Here is a 19,665-nt window from a genome sequence, read left to right on the forward strand (position 1 = left end):
GACTCACCGAGTCCCGCGTGCGGCGAACTGCTTGACCTGCTCGGCGTTCTCCTTGGTGACGAAGCCCGGTCCGGAGTAGACGGGCTGGCCACCACCGACGTCGTTGCCGTTGCGGATCTTCAGCGCGATGAACTGCACCGGCAAGTAGCCCTGCAGGTACGGCTGCTGGTCGACCGCGAAGAGCAGGTCTCCGGCGAGAATCGCGTCGCAGATGTCGGCGGAGACGTCGAACGTGGCCAGCGTCACGTCCCGCCCGGCCTCCTGCTTGGCCTGGATGGCGGCCTTGGCCACGACGGGGTTCAGCGTGATCACACCGTCGACGCTCTGGTCGGCCATCAGCTTGCTCTTGATCGTGTTCTGCGCGTCGGCGGCGTTGCTCACGTCGACCTGCAGGTTCTCGACCGTGCCGCCAAAGGTCTTGCGCACACCGTCGCAACGGGCCTCCAAGCCCACGTTGCCGGCCTCGTGCACGACGCAGAGCACCTTCGTCAACCCGGCCTCGGCGAGCCTCTCCCCCGCCGCCTCACCGGCCAGGCTCTCACTCTGGCCAACGTGCGTGATGGCGCCGAACTCCTTGGACCGCTCGAGACCGGAGTTGATCGTGATGACCGGGATACCGGCGGACACCGCCTTCTCCACGCTGTCACGGACGCCGTCCGGGTTCGCCATCGACACGACGAGACCGTCGACGCCCTGGGCGACCGCGTTGTCGATGAGCTGGCTCTGCTGAGCGGGGTCGCCGTCACCGCTGTAGGTCACCTTCACGCCGAGGTCCTTCCCGGCTTGGTCGGCGCCGGTCTTGACGATGTCCCAGAAGGCGTCACCCGGCTTGCCGTGGGTGACCACAGCGATCGTGATGTCGCTGGAGGCGTCGCCGTTCTGGTCGGCGGCCCGGTTGGTGTTCTCGTTCGTGGTGTCCGTGCCCGACGCCTGGTCCGGCGCGGCGTTGGAACATCCGGCGAGCGTGAGCAGCGCCGTTACGGCGAGCACGCCCACTCCCTTGAGGATCTTCATTGACTGCTCCCCCTTTCGGAGGTCTGCGCGCGATGCTGGATAGGTCTGGGCTGACAGATGGGTGGTGTGGGGTGGTCGCGCGACACCCCCGTGGCGGACCGCCCGACCTCAACCAGAGCTTGGGAAGTGGAAGCTGGCGGAGCCCTCACCTCCGACTTCGACGTGGGGCCACCGCGCGGTCACCACCTTGGCCCTGGTGTAGAAGCTCACTCCCTCCGGGCCATGGATGTGCCGGTCGCCGAACAGAGAGGCTTTCCATCCACCGAAGCTGTAGAAGGCCATGGGTACCGGAATCGGCACGTTGATGCCGATCATTCCGACACTCACGCGGCGCTGGAACTCCCGCGCGGCCCCGCCGTCGTTGGTGAACAGCGCGGTGCCGTTGCCGAAGGGGTTGGCGTTGACGAGCTCGATCGCCTCGTCGAGGTTCTTGACCCGGACGACGACGAGGACGGGGCCGAAGATCTCGTCCTGGTAGACCTTCATGGCGGGTGTGACGTGGTCGACCAGGCACGGGCCGGCGAAGAAGCCCCCCTCGTGACCAGGCACCCGCAGACCGCGGCCGTCGACCACGACCGTCGCGCCATCGCGCTCCGCGGCGTCGACGTACGACACCACGCGGTCCCGTGCCTGCTGGGTCACGAGCGGCCCCATCTCGGCACCGGCGTCGTCTCCCGGCCCGACTTTCACGGCGCGAGCGCGCTCCGCGAGCTTCTCGACGAGCGGGTCCGCGCTCCGCCCCACGGCCACGACCGCGGAGATCGCCATGCACCGTTGGCCGGTCGAGCCGTAGGCCGCGGCCGTGATGTGGTCGGCGGCGTAGTCGAGGTCGGCGTCCGGAAGCACGACCGCGTGGTTCTTCGCGCCTCCGAGGGCCTGCACGCGCTTGCCCGCCTTCGCCGCCCGCTCGTGCACGTAGGACGCGATCGGCGTGGAGCCCACGAACGACACCGCCGCGACCTCGGGGTGGTCGAGCAGCGCGTCGACGGCCTCCTTGTCACCGTGGACCACGTTGAAGACGCCGTCCGGGAGACCCGCTTGCTGCCACAGCTCCGCGACCAGCCGCGAGGGGGAGGGATCACGCTCCGACGGCTTCAGCACGAACGTGTTGCCGCAGGCGATCGCGATGGGGTGCATCCACATGGGCACCATGACCGGGAAGTTGAACGGCGTGATCCCGGCGACAACGCCGAGCGGCTGGCGGAAGGCCCAGCTGTCGACACCGGTCGACACCTGCTCGGAGAACTCTCCTTTGAGCAGCTGCGGGATCCCACACGCGAACTCGACGACCTCCAAACCGCGCAGCACCTCGCCACGAGCGTCGGAGAGGACCTTGCCGTGCTCGGCGGTCACCAACCGGGCGAGGTCGTCGACGTGCTTGTTGACCAGCTCCCGGAAGGCGAAGAGGATCTTGGCGCGCTTGCTGACGGAGACGTCGCACCATGTCTCGAACGCCTTCGCCGCGGCCTTGACCGCAAGGTCGACGTCCGCGGCGGTCCCCAGGACGACCTCCGCTTGCTGCTCGCCTGTCGCGGGGTTCCACACCGGACCGCGGCGCGTCGACGATCCGGGAGTCGACGCTCCGGCGATCCAGTGCTCGATCGTGCGTGGCATGGCGGACCTCTCCCCTTACAGGTAGTGCCGTTGGGTTGGCTTGTGGGCGTCGTACTCCTCACGGGCGCGGCGGGTCGACTCCAAGCTGGAAACCTCCGCCACCGGCACGTCCCACCAGGCTTCTGACGACGGTGCGCCGGCGAGTGGATCGGTCTCGATGTGGACGAGAGTCGTCCGGGTGGCTTCCTTCGCCTTGACCAACGCCGAGCGCAGCTCGTCGATCGTGCTCACCCGGATGACGTCGGCGCCGAGGCTGGCGGCGTTGGCAGCGAGGTCGACCGGCAGGATGTCCCCGTCCAGGCCACCGGTGTTGGGGTCGCGGTAGCGGTAGCGGGTGCCGAAGCGCTCGGTGCCGACCGTCTCCGACAGCGATCCGATCGAGGCGAAGCCGTGGTTTTGCACCAGGACGATCGTCAGCTTCACGCCCTCCTGGACGGCGGTGACGATCTCCTGCGCGAGCATGAGGTAGGACCCGTCGCCGACGAGGACGATGACCTCGCGATCGGGTGCCGCCATCTTCACGCCCAGGCCGGCGGCGATCTCGTAGCCCATGCAGGAGTAGCCGTACTCCACGTGGTACTGCTTGGGGTCGCGGGCGCGGAACAGCTTGTGCAGCTCGCCCGGCATGCTGCCGGCGGCGTTGATGACGACCGCTCGGTCACCCGCGGCCTCGTTGACCACGCCCAGGACCTGGGTCTGGGCGGGCAGACCGTTCTCTCGAGGCGCGGGGTCGTACGCCTGGTCGACCACGCGCTGCCAGTTGTCGGCCAGCTCGCGCGCCCGCTGGCGGTAGGCCGGATCGACCTGCCACCCCACCAGTCGCTGGCTCAAGGCCTCCAAGCCGGCCCGGGCGTCGGCCACCACGCTCACACCCGCGTGCTTCGCCGCGTCGAAGGCGGCGATGTTGAGGTTGACGAACCGCACGTCGGGGTTGGCGAACAGCGAGCGGGACGCCGTGGTGAAGTCGCTGTAGCGGGTACCGATGCCGAGCACGACGTCGGCTTCGCGCGCCAACGCGTTGGCCGCGGCCGTCCCGGTCGCGCCGATCGCGCCCACGCTCGCGGGGTGGTCCCACGGCAAGGAGCCCTTGCCGGCTTGCGTCTCCGCGACGGGGATGCCCGTGGCCTCGACGAACGCGCGGAGCTGTTCGGTGGCTCCCGAGTAGATCACACCGCCGCCCGCCACGATGAGAGGGCGACGCGCGGAGCGGAGCAGCTCGACGGCCCGCTCCAGCGCGGCCGGCTCGGGCACCGGCCGGGGGATGTGCCAGACCCTGCGAGCGAAGAACTCCTCCGGCCAGTCGTAGGCCTCGGCCTGGACGTCCTGCGGCAGCGCGATGGTGACCGCCCCGGTCTCGGCGGGGTCGGTGAGCACCCGCATCGCCGCGAGCGCCGAGGGGATGAGCTGCTCGGGCCGGTTGATCCGGTCCCAGTACCGTGACACCGGACGCAGGCAGTCGTTGACAGAGATGTCGTACGACCGCGGGTCCTCCAGCTCCTGCAGCACCGGGTTGGCGACGCGGGTGGCGAAGATGTCACCTGGGAGGAGCAGGACCGGGAGCCGGTTGATGGTGGCGAGGGCGGCTCCCGTCACCATGTTGGTCGCGCCCGGCCCGATGGACGTCGTGCACGCGAGTGTCTGCAAACGGTCGCGCATCCGAGCGAATCCGACGGCCGTGTGCACCATCGCCTGCTCGTTGCGCGACGGGTAGTACGGCATCTCCGTGGGATCACGGCGGGCCGACTCCAGCAGCGCCTGACCCAGGCCTGCGACGTTGCCGTGACCGAAGATCCCGAAGCAACCGGGGATGAGACGCTGCTCCACACCGTCGCGCTCGGTCCACTGGTTCGCCAGGAACGTCACGAGCGCCTGACCGACTGTAAGGCGACGGGTCGTCATCGTGAGCCTCCCGAGGTCATCGGCAGTCGGGGATCGACCGGCTGGTCGTTCCAGGTCTGGCGGATCCAGCCATGCGCGGGGTCGTCACGGATGAGCCACGCCCGATCCGGGCCGGGCCCCGCCATCACGTTCAGGTAGTAGAGGTCGTAGCCGGGGACGGCCATCGACGGCCCGTGCCACCCGTGCGGGATCGTGACCACGTCGCCGGTCCGGACCTCGGCGAGCACGTCGATCGGTCGCTCCGGGGTCCCATAGACCCGCTGGTAGGCAACGCCTGGGCCGGCCGGGCCGTCCGCCACCTCGAAGTAGTAGACCTCTTCCAGGGGGCACTCCTGTCCGGGATGGTCCTCGTCGTGCTTGTGCGGCGGATAAGAGGACCAGTTGCCGCCGGGAGTGAGCACCTCCACCGCGATGAGCTTGTCGGCCTCGAAGGCATCGGCGGCGCAGAAGTTGTGCACCTCTCGGCTGCACACTCCGGCACCGCGCAGCTCCACCGGCACCTTGTCGGCCGGACCGTAGCGAGCAGACAATCGCCGCTCACACCGGGCGGACGGGAACGCCACGCGGGCGGCGCGCGGTGCGCGGACGGTGACCTCCGCGTCGCGCGGGACGTAGGCGAAGTCACTGACGCCGGCGAACACGTGAGGCCGCCCGGCGAGCTCGAACCGCTCGCCATCGCACTCCACGATCACCCCCTCGCCGGCGAGCGGCAGGACGACCATCTCCTCCTCGCCGGTCGCGAAGGTGTGTGACTGGCCGGGCGCAAGGTCGAGCACCCGCAGGCCGCTGTAGGTCCAGCCGGCCCGCTCTGGCGTCAGCAGCAGGCTCCACGGACCCTCGGCGAGCTCTCCAGCACGCAGGTGATGGCTCACTGTTCGTCCTCCACAGGTAGCAGGCTCACCGCGGTGTCGACGGCCGCGGCCACGTCGTCGTCAGGCGGGTAGAGCAGGGACCGGCCCACCACGAGCCCGCGGACGGTGGGGAGCGCGAGCGCCTTGGCCCACGCGGCGTACGTCTCGGTGGGGTTGGCGCTCACCTCGCCGCCGAGCAGGAGAATGGGCAGGGTGGTCGCGGCGGCGACGCGTTCCATCTCCTCCACCACGGGGAGCTTCAGCCACGTGTAGGCGCTCGTGGTACCGAGCCCGGAGGCGACCACGGCGGAGCGGATGACGGCGTCCGTGGCCAGGTCATTGCGAAGCACGCCGTCGACCCTGCGTGCCATGAACGGCTCGACCATGGCGATGAGGCCCCGGCTGGCGAGCTCGCTGACCGCCTGCCCGCACCCTTCCAACGTGTCGGCCGACGCAGGGTCGGACAGGTCGATGCGCAACAAGACCTTGCCGCCGTCCAGCCCAGCCCGCGCGATGCTCTCCGCGTCGTAGGCGGTGAACCGATCGTCGATCTCGAACGTCGCGGTCGGCAAGCCGCCGCGGTTCATCGACCCGAAGACGACCTTGTCGTCGAGCGCACCGAGCAGCAGGAGGTCTTCGACGATGTCGGGGGTGGCGAGGACACCGTCGACCCCGGGTCGCCGCAGCGCCACGAGCAGTCGGCCGAGCAGGTCGGCCCGGTCGGCCATGGCCAGCGGTCGGTCACCGGCCCGGAGGGCGCCCCGGGCTGGGTGGTCGGCGGCGATGATCAGCAGGCGCCCGGACGGACCGATCAACGGCCGCCGACGTCGCCGGGCGGCGTACGCGCGGGCGATCTCGCCCGGGTCACGGAACCGCCGGGTGGTGAGGGAACGGACGTCCACGACCGGGGGCCGCTCACTCATCGGCCACCTCCGCGAGCAGCCGCTCGACGTCCTCCTCACCGGGCATGGCGTCGGCGCAGGCGAGTCGAGCCGCGACGTAGGCGCCCGCGGCGTTGGCGAACCGCATGATGCGCTCGAGGTCCCAACCGGCCAGCAGGCCGTGACAGAGCGCCCCACCGAACGCGTCGCCCGCGCCGAGGCCGTTGACGACCTCGACTCGCACTGGCGGGACGACGACTTTCTCGGTCTTGGTGCGAGCCAGGACGCCGGCTGGGCCTTGCTTCACCACGGCCAGCTCGACGCCTCTGTCAAGGAGCGCCTGCGCGGCCTTGTCGGGGTCGCGAGTACCCACCGCGACCTCGCACTCGTCGAGGTTCCCGACCGCCACCGTGACGTGCTCGAGCGCCTGCTGGATGACCGGGCGGGCGTCCTCGTGCCGCCAGAACATGGGGCGGTAGTCGAGGTCGAGCACGGTGTGCTGACGGTGCTCGCGCGCCCGCAGCGCCGCGAGCGTGCTCGACCGGCTGGGCTCCTCCGACAGGCCGGTACCGGTGACCCAGAAGATCCCCGCCGAGACGATGGCGTCCATGTCCAGCTCGGACTCGTAGATCTCCAAGTCCGGCGCCTTGGGGTAGCGGTAGAAGTAGATCGGGAAGTTGTCGGGAGGGAAGATCTCGCAGAAGACCACCGGCGTCGGCAGGCCCTCGACCGGGGTGACGTACCGGTCGTCGACGCCGAACTCGCGCAGCGCCCGGTGGATGTAGTCGGCGAAGGGGTCGGCGCCGGTGCGGGTGATCACCGCCGAGCGGTGGCCGTACCGGGCCGCGGCGACGGCGACGTTGGTCGCGCTGCCGCCCAAGAACTTGGAGAACGAACGGACCTCGGACAGCGGGACGCCGATGTCGTTGGGGTAGATGTCGACGCCCACCCGTCCCATCGTCACCAGGTCGTAGCTCACCCACTCACCTCATCGATCCGCACCGTTCGGTTCTCGCGGCGCGCCCGCTCACACGCCTCGGCGACGTAGAGCGCGGCCAGCGCGTCCTCGCCCGAGCACGGCGACTCGCTTCGTCCCGCGATCACGTCGACGAACGCGCGCAGCTCCGCGACGTAGGCGCTGTGGAAGCGCTCGGCGAAGTTGGCGTAGGCCCGTTGGGTTGGCCACCGCGCGCCGGGCTCGGCCGACGCCAGCGGGACGCGCTCGTCCAGCCCGACGACCACGGTCCGGCGGGAACCGTGCAGCTCCAGGCGGACGTCGTAGCCCGCGCCGTTGTAGCGGGAGGCCGCCAGGGAGACCAACGTCCCGTCGTCGAGGGTCAACAACGCGTGTCCGGTGTCGACGTCGTCCGCGGCGGCGAAGAAGTCGGCGCCCTTGTTGGCGCCCGTGGCACGCACCTCGACGACCTCACGACCGGTCAGCCACCGGATCGCGTCGATGTCGTGGATGCTGCAGTCGCGGAAGATCCCACCCGAGGTCGGCAGGTACTCAGGCGCCGGTGGGGCCGGGTCGAGGGTGCACGCCCACACCGAGTGCAGGGTGCCGAGCTCACCCGCCACCAACGCCGCGCGGGCGGCCTGGTAGCCGGGGTCGAACCGACGCTGGAAGCCCATCTGGAGTGGGATTCCCGCCGCCTTCACCCGAGCGAGCACCTCGCGGGTCCCCGGCACGTCGGCCGCCAGCGGCTTCTCGCAGAAGACGGGGACGCCTGCCTCCGCCGCCCGAAGGACCAGCTCGGCGTGGGCGGAGGTGGCCGCTGCCACGACGACGCCGTCCAGCGCCATCGCGAACAGCTCCTCCACGGACGCGTGCCCCACCCCCAGCTTCTCGGCGGCCTCGCGAGCTCGAGACGTCGACGCGTCGGCGAGGACCAGGGCCTCGACCTCCGGGATGTCCCGCAGCGTCTCGGCGTGCAACGTGCCGATGCGCCCGACGCCGATGAGCCCGACACGCATGTGCTTTCCTCCTCCGACCGTGAATCCGCCCTCCCCGGCGACCGCTCGCGGACACCGTCGGCGGCTTGTCGGAGAGTTTTCACGGCCCTTTCTGACGTGTCAATAGTTTGTTAAGACATCTTCAAGTACGATCCTCACTCCATGGAGGTCAGCACTGAGCCAGCCGAGGCCCCGCGCCCCGCGCGACACGACACGGCGTCGGGCACCGCGCGGCGCGAGCCGCCGCGGTCAGGCCCGAGGCGCGAGAAGGAGGTACGGGGTGTGGCTGACCTCGCTGTCACAGTCGACCGCAGCAGCCCCGTCCCTCTGTACTTCCAGGTCGCCCAGCAGATCGAGCGGTCGATTCTCGACGGCACCCTGCCCGCGGGCACCCGGCTCCCCAACGAGGTCGACCTCGCTGACCAGCTTTCGTTGTCACGGCCGACGATGCGGCAGGCGATTCGCTACCTCGTCGACAAGGGCTTGCTCGTCCGCAAGCGCGGCGTGGGCACGCAGGTGGTGCAGTCGCAGGTGCGGCGGTCACTGGAGCTGTCGAGCCTGTACGACGACCTCGCCCGCACCGGCCAGCGACCGACCACGAGCGTGCGGGAGCTCCGGGTCGTCGAGGCCCCGGAGGAGGCCGCCGCCGCTCTCGGGGTCCCAGTCGGCACGGAGGTGCTGCTCATCCGTCGGCTTCGCTGCGCGCAGGGCGAGCCGCTCGCGCTCATGACGAACTACCTGCCACGGGACCTGGTCGACATCAGCGCCGCCGACTTGGAGAGGGCGGGACTGTACGAGATCTTGCGCGCGTCCGGCATCTCGCTCCGCGTGGCCCGGCAGACCATCGGGGCGCGCTCGGCGACCTCGGCGGAAGCTCGGGACCTCCACGAGCCGCGCGGGGCCGCTCTCCTCACGATGACGCGGACCGCGTACGACGACGAAGGGCGGGCCGTCGAGTACGGCACCCACGTCTACCGCGCGACCCGCTACTCCTTCGAGCTCACCCTCATCAACCGCTGACCCGGCCGGCGCCGTGCGGGCACGCAGCGTCCGACGCTCAGAGTTCGGCCAGCTGGTCGACCCTGGCCCGCAAGCGCTCCGACGCCCGCTTCCGACGTCGCCGACGCCGGAACAACCGCAGGTTCTCCCGGGCTAGGTCAGCCGCGCCCACCAGACCCGCCTCGTTGCCCAAGGCGGCCCGCAGGATCCGGGCCTCGGGCCGGAAGCCGCGCCCGGTCAAGGTGCGTCGGAACGCCTCCCGCGCCGGCTTCAGCAGCAGCTCACCCGCGTCGGAGACACCGCCGCCCACGACGAAGGTGCCCGGGTCCAACGCGGCCGCGATGTTGGCCAGGCCGACGCCGAGCCAACGACCGACCTCCTCCAGCAGCTCGACCGCGAGGCGGTCGCCGTCCTTGGCGGCCTCGGTGACGGCGGGGCCGGTGATCCGCCCGGGATCACCGCCGACCCGGTCGAGGAGGTTCTGGGCCACGGGCGACCCGGACGCTGCCAGCTCACGCGCCTCCCGCACCAGCGCGTTCCCACTGGCGTACTGCTCCCAACAGCCGCGGTTGCCGCACTCGCAGCGGTGGCCGCCGGGCACGATCGTCATGTGCCCGAACTCCCCCGCCACGCCGTACTTCCCCCGCAGCATGACGCCGTCGATGATGACGGCACCGCCGATGCCCGTGCCGAGGGTCACACAGACCAGGTGGTCCTCGCCCTGACCGGCGCCGAACCGCCACTCCGCCCACGCGGCGGCGTTCGCGTCGTTCTCGATGACGACCGGCAGCCGAACCCGGCGGCGGACCGCGTCCCGTAGCGGCTCGTGCCGCCACGCCAAGTGCGGGGAGAACAAGACGGAGGTGCCCGTCACGTCGATCCAGCCGGCGGCTCCGATGCCGACCGCGGTCACCTCGTGGCGGCTGCGGAGCTCGGCGACGACATCCGCGATGGTGTCCTCGGTCGCCTGCGGGCTCGTCGACGGAGTGTCCCGCCGCAGCCGCTCGAGCACATTGCCGTCCGGGTCGACGACGCCCGCGGCGACCTTCGTCCCGCCGATGTCGACGCCGATCGTGAGCGCCTGGATGAACGCCATCACCGCCACCGTGCCAAGTCGGCCGCTCCGATGATGCCGGCCTCGTTACCAAAGGACGCTTGCTGGATGCGCAGCACCGGCCGGTGACCGCGAGCGGTGAGGGTGCGCTCCAACGCCGCCCGCGCCGGCTCCAGCAGCAGGTCACCAGCCTCGGAGACGCCCCCGCCGATCACCACGACCGCCGGATCGAGGAGCGCCGCGAGGGACGCGATGCCCTCGCCCAGCCAGCGACCGACCTCCTCCAGGAGCTCCTGGGCGGCCCGGTCGCCCTCCTTGGCGGCCTGCGTGACCATTCGTCCCTTCACGTTCGCGGGATCACCGCCGGCCAGCTCGAGGAGCCGGCTGGCCCGCGTCGGGCTCGACTGCGCCAACGCGCGCGCCTCACGTTCCAGCGCGGTGCCGCTGGCGTACTGCTCCCAGCAGCCCCGGTTGCCGCAGCCGCACGGGTACCCCCCGGGGACGACGCGCATGTGGCCGACCTCTCCGCCCACGCCGAACGCGCCACGGTAGAGCTCGCCACGCAGCACCAGCCCGCCTCCGAGCCCGGTGCCGACCGTGAGCAGCACCATGTCGGTGACGTTCCGACCGCCACCGAACCGGAACTCCGCCCAGGCGGCGGCGTTCGCGTCGTTCTCGATGATCGTCGGCAGCCCGATGCGCTCCTCGACCACACGCTTGAGCGGCTCGTCCCGCCAGACGAGGTTGGGCGAGAAGAGCACGGTCGTCCGGTCGGCGTCGACCAGGCCCGCCGCACCGATCCCCACTGCACGCACGTCGTGTCTGGACCGCAGGTCCGCTACGACGTCGGCGATCGCCGCGGCGATCTCCTCCGGACTCGTCGCGGGCGTCTCCCGGCGTGCCTCGTCGAGGATGGCCCCCGACTCGTCCACCACGCCAGCGGCGATCTTGGTCCCTCCGACGTCGACCCCGATCGCCAGGGACGATCGGGTGGACCCGCTACCAGACCGCGCGCCTGGTCGCGCCCGCTCCTGTTCCACCTCGCCCGACTCAACCACGACGCCTACTTCCTCGTCCGCCTCGACGGCCTTCCTCCAAGCCAACTCGTGGGGCCGTCGGGTGACTCCTCGGTTGGAGAGGCGACGGCTCCCGGCCGCTGCCCGAGCGGGAGACTACCGCGCTGTCCGACGTGCGGGTCGAGCCGCCGCGGCGACGCCGACCGGCTCAGCCCTCGACCTTCTTCTTCAGCTCCTTCAACGCGGTGTCGATGATCACCTTCTCGGCTTTGCGCTTGATCAACCCGAGCATCGGGAATGTCACGTCGACCGCGAGCCGATAGGTCACCTCGGTCTTGCCCCGACCTCTGTCCCGCAGCGTGTAGGAGCCGTCCAGGCGCTTGACGACCTTCCCCTCGACCAACGACCAGCGCACCTCGCGGTTGCCGTCCCAGGTGTAGGCGAGGGTGTACTCGTCCTTGATCGCGCCAGCGTTCAAGACGAAGTGCACCTCCTTGGCGCGACCGTCGGGATAGGTGGAGAGCACCTCCACCTCTTTCACCGCCGCCGCCCACGACGGATATGCCTCGAAGTCGGCGATGACCGACATGATCGTCGCCGGATCGGCCTCGATCGTGACGCTGGAGCTCGTCTGCTCTGTCACCTGGGCTGTGCCCCTTCCACCGCTGCGTGCCCGCGCGCTGTGTATCCGCGGACGCACCTACCGTCGGGTCCCACAACCTACCCGAGGGCGGACCGCTCACGCGGTACCTCCAACATCGCACGGCTGGACGAGCGCCGTGAACGCGGGGTCACCAGCTGACGACGTCGTGTCCGCGAGCGGTCAGGCGTGGTGCGCGGCGTAGTGAGCAGCCAGCAGGTCCTCCCCCCAGTCGCGGCGCAGGTCACGCCACACCGTGTGGACGTGATTGGCGCCGTTCTGGGTGTTGTCGTACTCCAGCAGGAAGGTCGGGCCCGTCACGGCGTAGTAGTGGCCCTCGCCGGGCGTCGTCGAGCCAGCCCAGCAGAACGCCACCTCCGTCAAACCCGCGTCGACGGCGTCGCGCCACGCGGTTTCGGCGGCCTCCGGGGCCACTCGACCCATGTAGTAGCGCACCAGCGTGGTCAGGAGTCGCCGCTGCGGCTCCGTCATGTCGGCGTACGTCAGACCTCGCGGAACGACGCTCGGATCGGCGACCGGGTCGCGACGGGTGAGGATGTCGTCCGGCGCCTCGGGCGAGACGATCGCGACGGTGCGGCGGTCGGGGTCCAACGCCTCGAGCAGCGCTCGGCCAAGGTCCTCGGCGTCCGGCAACGTGCGCAGGCCAGCGTGCGGTCCGCTCGGCACCCGTGCTGGATTCGCGCCGAAGAACTGCGGGGTCGCGGCGATCCGGTCGCCCACGACCGTCACGTGGGTGGCGAGGTGGTGACCATTGACGCGCCAGGCCCACGGCTGGTCGCCGCCGGGATCACCGAGGATACGCACCCAGTAGTAGTGAGGGTGGCGTTGTCGCCACATCGCCCGACCGGCCCCTCGCTCCAGCTCGCGCAGGACGGCCTCGAGAGCCATGACCGCGCGAGCCTCCCGCGAGCCATGCGCGCTCAAGCCCGTGTCGAGCAGCACCATCGCCAGTTCGCGTTGCCGCTCGGTCATGTCGGCGAGCGCCAGACCGGGCCGCGGTCCGGGCAGGTAGGTCCACTCGCGGTGGTCGGGGGTGTCAAAGGGAGCGGTAGCCGCCCGCCGCTGGTCCGGATCCAACGACGCCAAGAACGCCACCGCGGCGGCCGCCATCCGACTCGCCCGCCCCGCCTGCTGCGACCCCTCCATGTGTCGACCTCCGCCACCACTCGACCGTCACGACCCACCATGAACCGGCAGATCACCACCGTGCAGAGCCCCGCCAGCCTAACCGCGCGTGGACGGAGTGACGTGAGCTCCACGAGTCCGCCGTCCCGCATCGGCCGCCTGTTGTCGCGCCCGCGATGGGAGACGGCGGTGGCGTCACGGTCGTGTCAGGGCTGCGACCTGTACAAGGCGGCGACGCGGACCGTCTTCGGCGACGGGGACCCCGACGCCCGCGCCGTTGTGCCCGGCGAGCAACCAGGCGATCGGAGGACCGCCAGGGACAGCCGTTCGTCGGCCCCGCTGGCGGGCTTTCGTCGCGGCCGGTCACCCACCCGCGACCGAGGGGACGATGTGCACCTCGACGCCGTCGCGCAACGCGGTCCGCAGGCCGTCCTGGTGCCGTGACTCCGTGCCGTCGACGTAGACGTTGACGTAGCGCCGAAGCGCACCCTTCTCGTCGCGCAGCCGGCGTTCGAGCCGCGGGTAGTGAGCGGCGAGCTCGGCCATCAGCCCACCGAGAGTGGGATCCCCGGTGAGCTCGACCACCAGACGGGCGGCCCCACCGCAGTCGGCCCGGAGGACGGACGGCACGACGACGTGCACCCTCATGCCACGACCGCCGCTCGGACACACAGCACATCTGGTAGGTGGGCGGCCACGAGCCGCCACGTCTCGCCCTCGTCGGCGCTGGCGTAGACCTCTCCGCTCCGGGCACCGAAGTAGACGCCAGCGGGCTCGGCGTCGTCACACGTCATGGCGTCGCGAAGCACGCTGGCGTAGAACCCATCGGTGGGCAGCCCTGCGCCCAACGGAATCCAGCTCCCGCCGGCGTCGTCACTGCGGAACACCCGACACCGATAGTCGGGTGGGAACCGGCGAGCGTCGGCGGCCAGCGGGAAGGTGTAGACGACGCCGGACTTGCGCGGGTGGGTGACGATCGGGAACCCGAAATCGCTGGGCAGTCCGTCGGCGATCGACGACCAGGTGAGGCCGCCGTCGTCAGATCGGTCCACCCCATGGTGGTTCTGGAGAAAGAGCCGCTCCGGATGCACCGGGTCGCGCGCCACCTTGTGGACGCACTGCCCGAACTCCGGGTACTCGTTGTCAGGCAGGAAGTACGCCCGGATACCGGTGTTGCTCGCCTTCCAGCTCTTGCCCCCGTCGGTGGTGCGGTAGACCCCACCGGATGACATCGCAACCAGAACTTGGTCCTGGTCATCGGGGTGCGGGAGCACGGTGTGGATCGCCTTGCCACCGTACCCGGGGTACCAGTGAGGGCGATGGGGATGGTCCCAGAGCCCGCGGACGAGCTCGAAGGAGCGACCACCGTCCTCGGACCGGAACAGCGCGGACGGCTCCACCCCTGCGTAGACGAGGTCGGGCTGCTCGGCCGGACCTGGCGCGATCTGCCACACCCGCTCCAGGGTGGCGTCGGTGTCGGCGGGGAACGCGATCGGCGCGACCTCCGACTCCTGCCACGTCTCCCCGAGATCGTCGCTGATGGTGACGCTCGGACCGAAGTGCGAACTGGCGGCACCGACGAGGAGACGTGGCGGCTGTCGTCGAGTGTCGATGGCGACGGCGTAGACGGCGTTCATCGGCACGTGCGGGCCGCTGAGCTCCCAGCGTTCCCGGTCGTCGGATCGGGCGAGGAAGAGCCCCTTGGCTGTGCCGATCGCGAGGAGGACTGTCATCGGTCTGCTCCCTTGGGCGCGTTGCTCGGTGCGTCCAGCGCAGTCGCCGAGACGTCCGCGCCGGTGCGTGCCGTGAAGTATGCGCCTCAGGACCGACAGTCGGCCACCGCGCGCATGACCGAGCGGGTGGGGTTAACGAGTGGGGTCAAGGGGACGAGTCCAGGCGTCGCGCGGCGGTGTCGAAGAAGGCCGTGAGTCTGGCGCGAATCGTGTCGGTGTCGACCGAGGCGCCGACCGCGGCGTAACGCTCGGCGACCTCGGGAACCTCGCAGAGGGCACGCGCCGCGGCGACGACATCCCACGCGGCGATCCCGCGCACCTCTCGTCCCGACACCTCTCGGTAGGCGCGAAGGAACTCGTGGGACGCCTCCTCGCCGAGAACGGCGGCAAGGTCCGCTCGGCAGGTCGCCACATCCACCTCGACCGGACCGGGACCGGCGGCACCCCAGTCGACGACTCCGGTGACCCTGGCCTCCCCGTCGATGCCCTCGGGAACGAGCATGGTGGCTTCGTCGACAAGGACGTTGGCGGACTGGAAGTCACCGTGACAAAAGCCGAGGTCTCGCGCTGGCCAACCCGACGCGGCTACGACGCGCAGCCGGCGCAGCGCCTCGTCGGCCGTGGTCGCGCGGGCCGCGTCGAGGTACGCCCCCGGCCACTGGTCCGGCCACGCGGCGAGAAACCGTCGGGACGGAGCCCCCGCGTCCGACACGGCCGAGTCGCCACGCTCTGGGTCTCGGTCCGGCTGGTCCTCGCGGGCACCGTGGCCGACGTCGGTCCCATGAACGGCGGCCAGCGTCGTCGCCAGCGCCTTGAGCCATCCCGTCCGGTCGCCTGCGTGGCGGACCAGCATCCCGGTGAGGACGACACCGGGGAGCGCCGTCATGACCACCGCGGGCGTCCCGAACCACCGACCCTCCAGGTCGAGCAGGACGGGCTCGGGCGTCGGAACGGCACACCGCCGAGCGAGCAGGAGCCCTTCCCACTCCGAGCCGGCCGTGTGGTCGTCGGCGAGGTAGCGCTTGAGGACGACGTTCTGCGCGGTCCCGGTCGCCTGGCGCACCGTGAGCCGGTGGACGGCGCTGGCCAGTCCTCCCGGCAGCGCGACGACTCCGGCGGGCTCGACGCACCCGCCCCGGCCGTCTGCCCCGGAACGACCGTTCGGCGGACCCATCGACGTGCCCCGCCCGCGAGGTCCGCTGCCGAGCTCGGACGTCACCGGCGCGTCGGGCGCCGCGGTCGTCACGTCCCTCAGCAAAGCCGCCAGACCGAGTCGAGACGGTTCGGTCCGGCGGTGGAGAGCACGCCTGGTGCGAGCATCGACCTCTCCCGGCCGCCCGGCCGCCCGGCCGGCCTCCAACTCGTCCTTGATCGCGAACACCGCCGCCTTCAACGAGCGGGTGAAGCGGTGCCGCAGCCTGGTCAGCCGCCGGGACGACATCGGACGCACGGGGTCGGCCCGGAGGAAGACGTGGACGAGCGTGCCGTCGCGGTAGGGCTCGAGCCACAGCTCAGCGGTGCCGACCACGGAACCGGTGACGTACCACCGTCGACCTTCGACGCCGCGGTCGTGGTAGACGGTCAAGGTCACGGTCGGCCAGCACGAGCGCCAGAACGCTGGATCACGCAGTCTGGCCGCGACCCTGCTCGGTGGGGCGACGACGAAGGAGTCGTCCGCGACGTCCACCTGGGGCACTGCTCACCTCCACCGACCGCCACCCCGGCACCCTGACCCGGCCCTCCGACCCGGGCGCTGAGACTCCGGACGCCTCGGGCACCAGCGACCGGGATAGATTCAACCGCGCCCGGAGCTCCGGGAGTGGGAGCGCACCTCGGCGGATGGAGGAGCGATGAGGACCGGCCTGCGTGTGGTGCTCGCCGGGATCCAGCTCTCCCTCGTGATGACCTTCCTGCCCCGGTGGACCGCCGCGCACGGTCTGGTGCTGGAACGGCTCCCCAACGTCGTCCTGCTCGCCACGCTGCTGGGCCTGGCCGTCGGACTGCTCCACGCGAAAGGTGCGGACTTCCGACCGACGTCGCCTCAAGGTCGCGGAGCGTCGGCGCTCCAGCGCGCCCACCGTCGAGCCCGCGACTTCCTCGCCCGCAGGCCCCTCGTGGCGGGTGCGCTGACCTTCTCCGTGCTCACCGGCGTCGCCGCGGTGCCCCGGCTACCGGTCAGGGCCGGCGTCCCCTTGGTGGCCGTCCTCGCCGCGGTGCTCGGCGCGATCTACGGCCTGCACACCGCCGCGGCCCTCCGACGCGCCCACCTGGCTGGCTGGACGCCCGCGGGCACGCTCGCGCTGGGCGTCGTGGGCGGTCTCCTCGGTGTCAGCGTGGACGCCGGCCTGTCCGCTGCGGCCGTCCCACCCCTGGGCTGGGTGCTTCTCCTGGCGGTGGCCGCGGTGCTCGCGCATCCCTCGTACGACGTCCCGGTCGGATTCGTCGTCTGGTGGTCCGTGACCCTGACCGTCGTCGGGGTGATCACCATGGCCGACGACACGACCTGGACCCCGTACGGTGCGACCCGCAGCCGCGATGACCCCGCAGGAACCTCGTGGACGGTCAACGGCGTCCCCGGACCACCGATCCGGGACGCCCGCGAGCTCGCTCGGACCGATCCGGCCACCCCGGCGACCCTGCGCGCCACAGACGGCGGACGCGTGCTCGTCCTGGGGGCGGGACCGGGCAACGAGGTGGCGTTGGCGCTCGCCCGAGGCGCCAGCCAGGTCGACGCGGTGGAGGCCGATGAATCCCTCCTGATTCTCGGTCGGCGTCGCCACCCCAACCAGCCCTACGTCGACTCGCGGGTGACGACACACGTCCGCGACCCCCGCGCCTTCCTGGACCAGACCACGGCCCGCTACGACCTCGTCGTCGTCACGACGCGGATCGCTCGGGCGAGCCTGCCCCCGACGGGCACTCCCGGCTCGTCCTACACGCTCACCACCCAGGCGCTGGCCAAGGTCCGGGACCGGCTGTCCCCCTCCGGTGTGCTGACTCTCCGCTACGACAGCCAGGAGGAGGGACTGGTCCGGAGACTCACGGCCACCTTGGGCCAGGTCTTCGACGAGCGCCCGTGCCTGCACCGAGTGGGTTCCGAGCTCGCCCTCACCGTCGCGATGACGGCCGACGCCTGCCCCGCCGGCAGTCCGGCGACCGCCGACGGTTCACCGCCCGTGACCGATGACCGGCCGGCGCTGAGCCGGCACGGGTCACCGTGGTCGGCGCTGACCGTGGGAGCGCTGTCAGGACTGGTGCTCGTGGGCCTCGTGGCCGGCCTCCGCGGCGCCCGTCCGCTCCGCAGCAGGCGAGCCCTCCGACACGCTGCTCGGGTCTCTGCGGGCGCCACCGGGTGGCTGCTGGGCAGCGTCGCCGTCACGCTCGCGTGTCGTCGGTTCGGGACCACCTGGCCGGTGTGGTCCGTGACACTCGTCGTCCTCCTCGCCGGACTGAGCCTTCTCGTCACCGCGGGCGCCGTCACGGCGGCACGGCGAGGGCGCCCGACGACGCGCGACGAGCCCGTCACCGGTCTGGGCATGGGCACACTCGGTGCGCTGCTCGGTGCCTGCCTTGCCTACGGCGTGCCCGTGCTCGGCACCCGCTTCGTTGTCACGACCGTCGGTGTCCTGGTCCTCCTCGCCGGCGGCGCTGCCCTGCGTGGCCACCGGACCGCGACCTCGAACCAGCCGGGAGCGACGCGTCAGCTCGTCGGGTAACCCAGGAGCTCCCTCAGCCGCGCCACCGAGGAGTCCCATGTCCAGCACTCACGGACCCAGGCCCGGCCGGCGGCGCCCATGGCGCGGGCGTGCTCGCGGTCGGTGAGCAGCCGGGTGATCTTGGCGGCGACGGCGACCGGGTTGTACGGGTCCACGACGTATCCCGTCTTCCCGTGCTGGACGGCGTCCGGCGCACCACCAGAGTCACCGACCACGACGGGCAGCCCGGACGCCTGCGCCTCGAGGAACACGATGCCCAGCGCCTCCGGCTCCAGCCCGCCGAGACGTGTACGGCAGGGCATCGCGAAGACGTCACCGGCGTCGAAGTACGGCGGGATCTCACTCCACGGGACCGCTCCCGCGAACATCACGTGCGACCGCATCCCCTCGGCGTCCACCAGGCGCTCCAGCGCCGAGCGGTGCGGACCATCGCCGACGATCAGCAGCAGCGCGTCGGGTACCTGACGCACGACGTGCGGCCACGACCGGATCAGGACGTCCTGGCCCTTGCGCTCGGTGAGGCGAGCCACGCAGACCACCACCGGCCTCTCCGGCGCGATCCCCAGACGCTTCCGGACGATCTCCCCGCCGCTGCCTGGGCGGAAGGTGTTGACGTCGACTCCGGGCGTCAAGCGCACCATGCGCGCGGCGTCCTCCGGCGCCAGCGCGCGAGCGATGATCGAGCGGGTGTACTCGCCCAAGTACGTGAGCGTGTCGGTGGCCCGACCGATCCGACGGAGGGCCCGCCTGGCGCCGGGGACGCGCGCCCACCACGTCTCGTGGCCGTGCGTCAACGCGACGATGCGTTCGGCACCGGAACGGCGCAGCGAGTCGGCGAGCAAGCCCAGCGGCGCGGCCGCGCCAAACAGGACCCGGTCGCAGCCTTCGGACCGCAGCACCTCGCTGGTCCGCCGAGCCACCATCGGGGTCGGGAGGAGAGTGCCCGCGGGGTCGCGGACGACCGGGAACGGCAACGTGGCGTCGAAGGCCCGGTCACCTGGCATCGAGGCGGTGTAGACCACGACCTCGGACGCGGGCATGCGCTCGCACAGGGCGAGAACGAACGCCTCGATACCGCCCTGACGGGTCGGGAAGTCGTTGGTGACGACGAGGGTGCGGCCCACGACGACTGAGCCTAGCCGGGCGATC

The 19,665-nt window shown here is 71.1% G+C and carries 17 protein-coding genes; 2 read left to right on the top strand and 15 right to left on the bottom strand.

What is annotated here, in order from left to right; translation table 11 throughout:
• Nucleotides 1-3: 3 nt before the first annotated feature.
• The 7 genes from DFJ64_RS01160 to DFJ64_RS01190 form a co-directional block, all read right to left on the bottom strand.
• Nucleotides 4-1,014, bottom strand: a complete 1,011-nt coding sequence (locus tag DFJ64_RS01160; protein ID WP_115848756.1) for a sugar ABC transporter substrate-binding protein — start codon at nt 1,012-1,014, stop codon at nt 4-6.
• Nucleotides 1,015-1,122: 108 nt separating this feature from the next.
• Complete coding sequence (locus DFJ64_RS01165) at nt 1,123-2,628, bottom strand: CoA-acylating methylmalonate-semialdehyde dehydrogenase (RefSeq protein WP_115848757.1); 1,506 nt, start codon at nt 2,626-2,628, stop codon at nt 1,123-1,125.
• A 15-nt stretch (nt 2,629-2,643) separates the two neighbouring features.
• The gene (gene iolD / locus DFJ64_RS01170) at nt 2,644-4,527 is read right to left on the bottom strand and encodes a 3D-(3,5/4)-trihydroxycyclohexane-1,2-dione acylhydrolase (decyclizing) (protein ID WP_115848758.1); all 1,884 of its coding nucleotides are present in this window, start codon (nt 4,525-4,527) and stop codon (nt 2,644-2,646) included.
• A complete protein-coding gene (iolB, locus tag DFJ64_RS01175) occupies nt 4,524-5,399 on the bottom strand; it encodes a 5-deoxy-glucuronate isomerase (RefSeq protein ID WP_115848759.1) in 876 nt (291 codons plus the stop codon). The genes iolD and iolB overlap by 4 nt, the downstream gene beginning before the upstream one ends.
• Entirely contained in the window at nt 5,396-6,301 is a 906-nt protein-coding gene (locus DFJ64_RS01180) for a Cgl0159 family (beta/alpha)8-fold protein (protein WP_245940886.1), read from the bottom strand. Before DFJ64_RS01180 ends, iolB begins: the two co-directional genes overlap by 4 nt.
• Nucleotides 6,294-7,217 (bottom strand): 5-dehydro-2-deoxygluconokinase, encoded by a 924-nt coding sequence (gene iolC / locus DFJ64_RS01185; protein WP_115851720.1) that lies wholly within the window; start codon nt 7,215-7,217, stop codon nt 6,294-6,296. Before iolC ends, DFJ64_RS01180 begins: the two co-directional genes overlap by 8 nt.
• A gap of 17 nt (nt 7,218-7,234) precedes the next feature.
• Complete coding sequence (locus tag DFJ64_RS01190) at nt 7,235-8,233, bottom strand: Gfo/Idh/MocA family protein (protein WP_115848760.1); 999 nt, start codon at nt 8,231-8,233, stop codon at nt 7,235-7,237.
• Nucleotides 8,234-8,494: 261 nt separating this feature from the next.
• Here DFJ64_RS01190 and DFJ64_RS01195 point away from each other — a divergent pair, with 261 nt between their 5' ends.
• On the top strand, nt 8,495-9,232 hold the full coding sequence (locus DFJ64_RS01195) for a GntR family transcriptional regulator (protein WP_245940887.1): 738 nt from the start codon (nt 8,495-8,497) through the stop codon (nt 9,230-9,232).
• A 37-nt stretch (nt 9,233-9,269) separates the two neighbouring features.
• On the opposite strand, the gene DFJ64_RS01200 is transcribed toward DFJ64_RS01195, so the two are convergent.
• The 7 genes from DFJ64_RS01200 to DFJ64_RS01235 all read right to left on the bottom strand — a co-directional run bounded on the left by DFJ64_RS01200 (nt 9,270) and on the right by DFJ64_RS01235 (nt 16,496).
• Nucleotides 9,270-10,307 carry an ROK family glucokinase gene (locus tag DFJ64_RS01200; RefSeq protein ID WP_115851722.1) on the bottom strand — a complete coding sequence of 346 codons (1,038 nt, stop codon included), beginning with the start codon at nt 10,305-10,307 and terminating at the stop codon, nt 9,270-9,272.
• Entirely contained in the window at nt 10,307-11,323 is a 1,017-nt protein-coding gene (locus DFJ64_RS01205) for an ROK family glucokinase (protein ID WP_425452154.1), read from the bottom strand. Before DFJ64_RS01205 ends, DFJ64_RS01200 begins: the two co-directional genes overlap by 1 nt.
• Before the next feature lie 166 nt (nt 11,324-11,489).
• Nucleotides 11,490-11,924, bottom strand: coding sequence for an SRPBCC family protein (locus DFJ64_RS01210; protein WP_115848762.1), 435 nt, complete (start codon nt 11,922-11,924; stop codon nt 11,490-11,492).
• A 180-nt stretch (nt 11,925-12,104) separates the two neighbouring features.
• Nucleotides 12,105-13,088: a DUF3500 domain-containing protein gene (locus DFJ64_RS01215; protein ID WP_115848763.1), complete on the bottom strand. Its 984-nt coding sequence runs from the start codon at nt 13,086-13,088 to the stop codon at nt 12,105-12,107.
• 342 nt (nt 13,089-13,430) lie between these two features.
• A complete protein-coding gene (locus tag DFJ64_RS01225) occupies nt 13,431-13,715 on the bottom strand; it encodes a ubiquitin-like small modifier protein 1 (protein ID WP_115848764.1) in 285 nt (94 codons plus the stop codon).
• Entirely contained in the window at nt 13,712-14,800 is a 1,089-nt protein-coding gene (locus DFJ64_RS01230; protein WP_115848765.1) for a WD40/YVTN/BNR-like repeat-containing protein, read from the bottom strand. Before DFJ64_RS01230 ends, DFJ64_RS01225 begins: the two co-directional genes overlap by 4 nt.
• A gap of 145 nt (nt 14,801-14,945) precedes the next feature.
• Nucleotides 14,946-16,496, bottom strand: coding sequence for a phosphotransferase family protein (locus DFJ64_RS01235; protein ID WP_115848766.1), 1,551 nt, complete (start codon nt 16,494-16,496; stop codon nt 14,946-14,948).
• A gap of 154 nt (nt 16,497-16,650) precedes the next feature.
• On the opposite strand from DFJ64_RS01235, the gene DFJ64_RS01240 reads away from it, so the two are divergent.
• Nucleotides 16,651-18,516 (top strand): polyamine aminopropyltransferase, encoded by a 1,866-nt coding sequence (locus DFJ64_RS01240; protein ID WP_115848767.1) that lies wholly within the window; start codon nt 16,651-16,653, stop codon nt 18,514-18,516.
• Here the strand turns inward: DFJ64_RS01240 and DFJ64_RS01245 are convergent.
• Nucleotides 18,501-19,640 carry a glycosyltransferase family 4 protein gene (locus DFJ64_RS01245; protein ID WP_115851724.1) on the bottom strand — a complete coding sequence of 380 codons (1,140 nt, stop codon included), beginning with the start codon at nt 19,638-19,640 and terminating at the stop codon, nt 18,501-18,503. The two genes, DFJ64_RS01240 and DFJ64_RS01245, sit on opposite strands and share 16 nt — an antisense overlap.
• Nucleotides 19,641-19,665 lie beyond the last annotated feature (25 nt).

It is taken from the genome of Thermasporomyces composti, assembly GCF_003386795.1.
Classification (GTDB): Bacteria; Actinomycetota; Actinomycetes; order Propionibacteriales; family Actinopolymorphaceae; genus Thermasporomyces; species Thermasporomyces composti.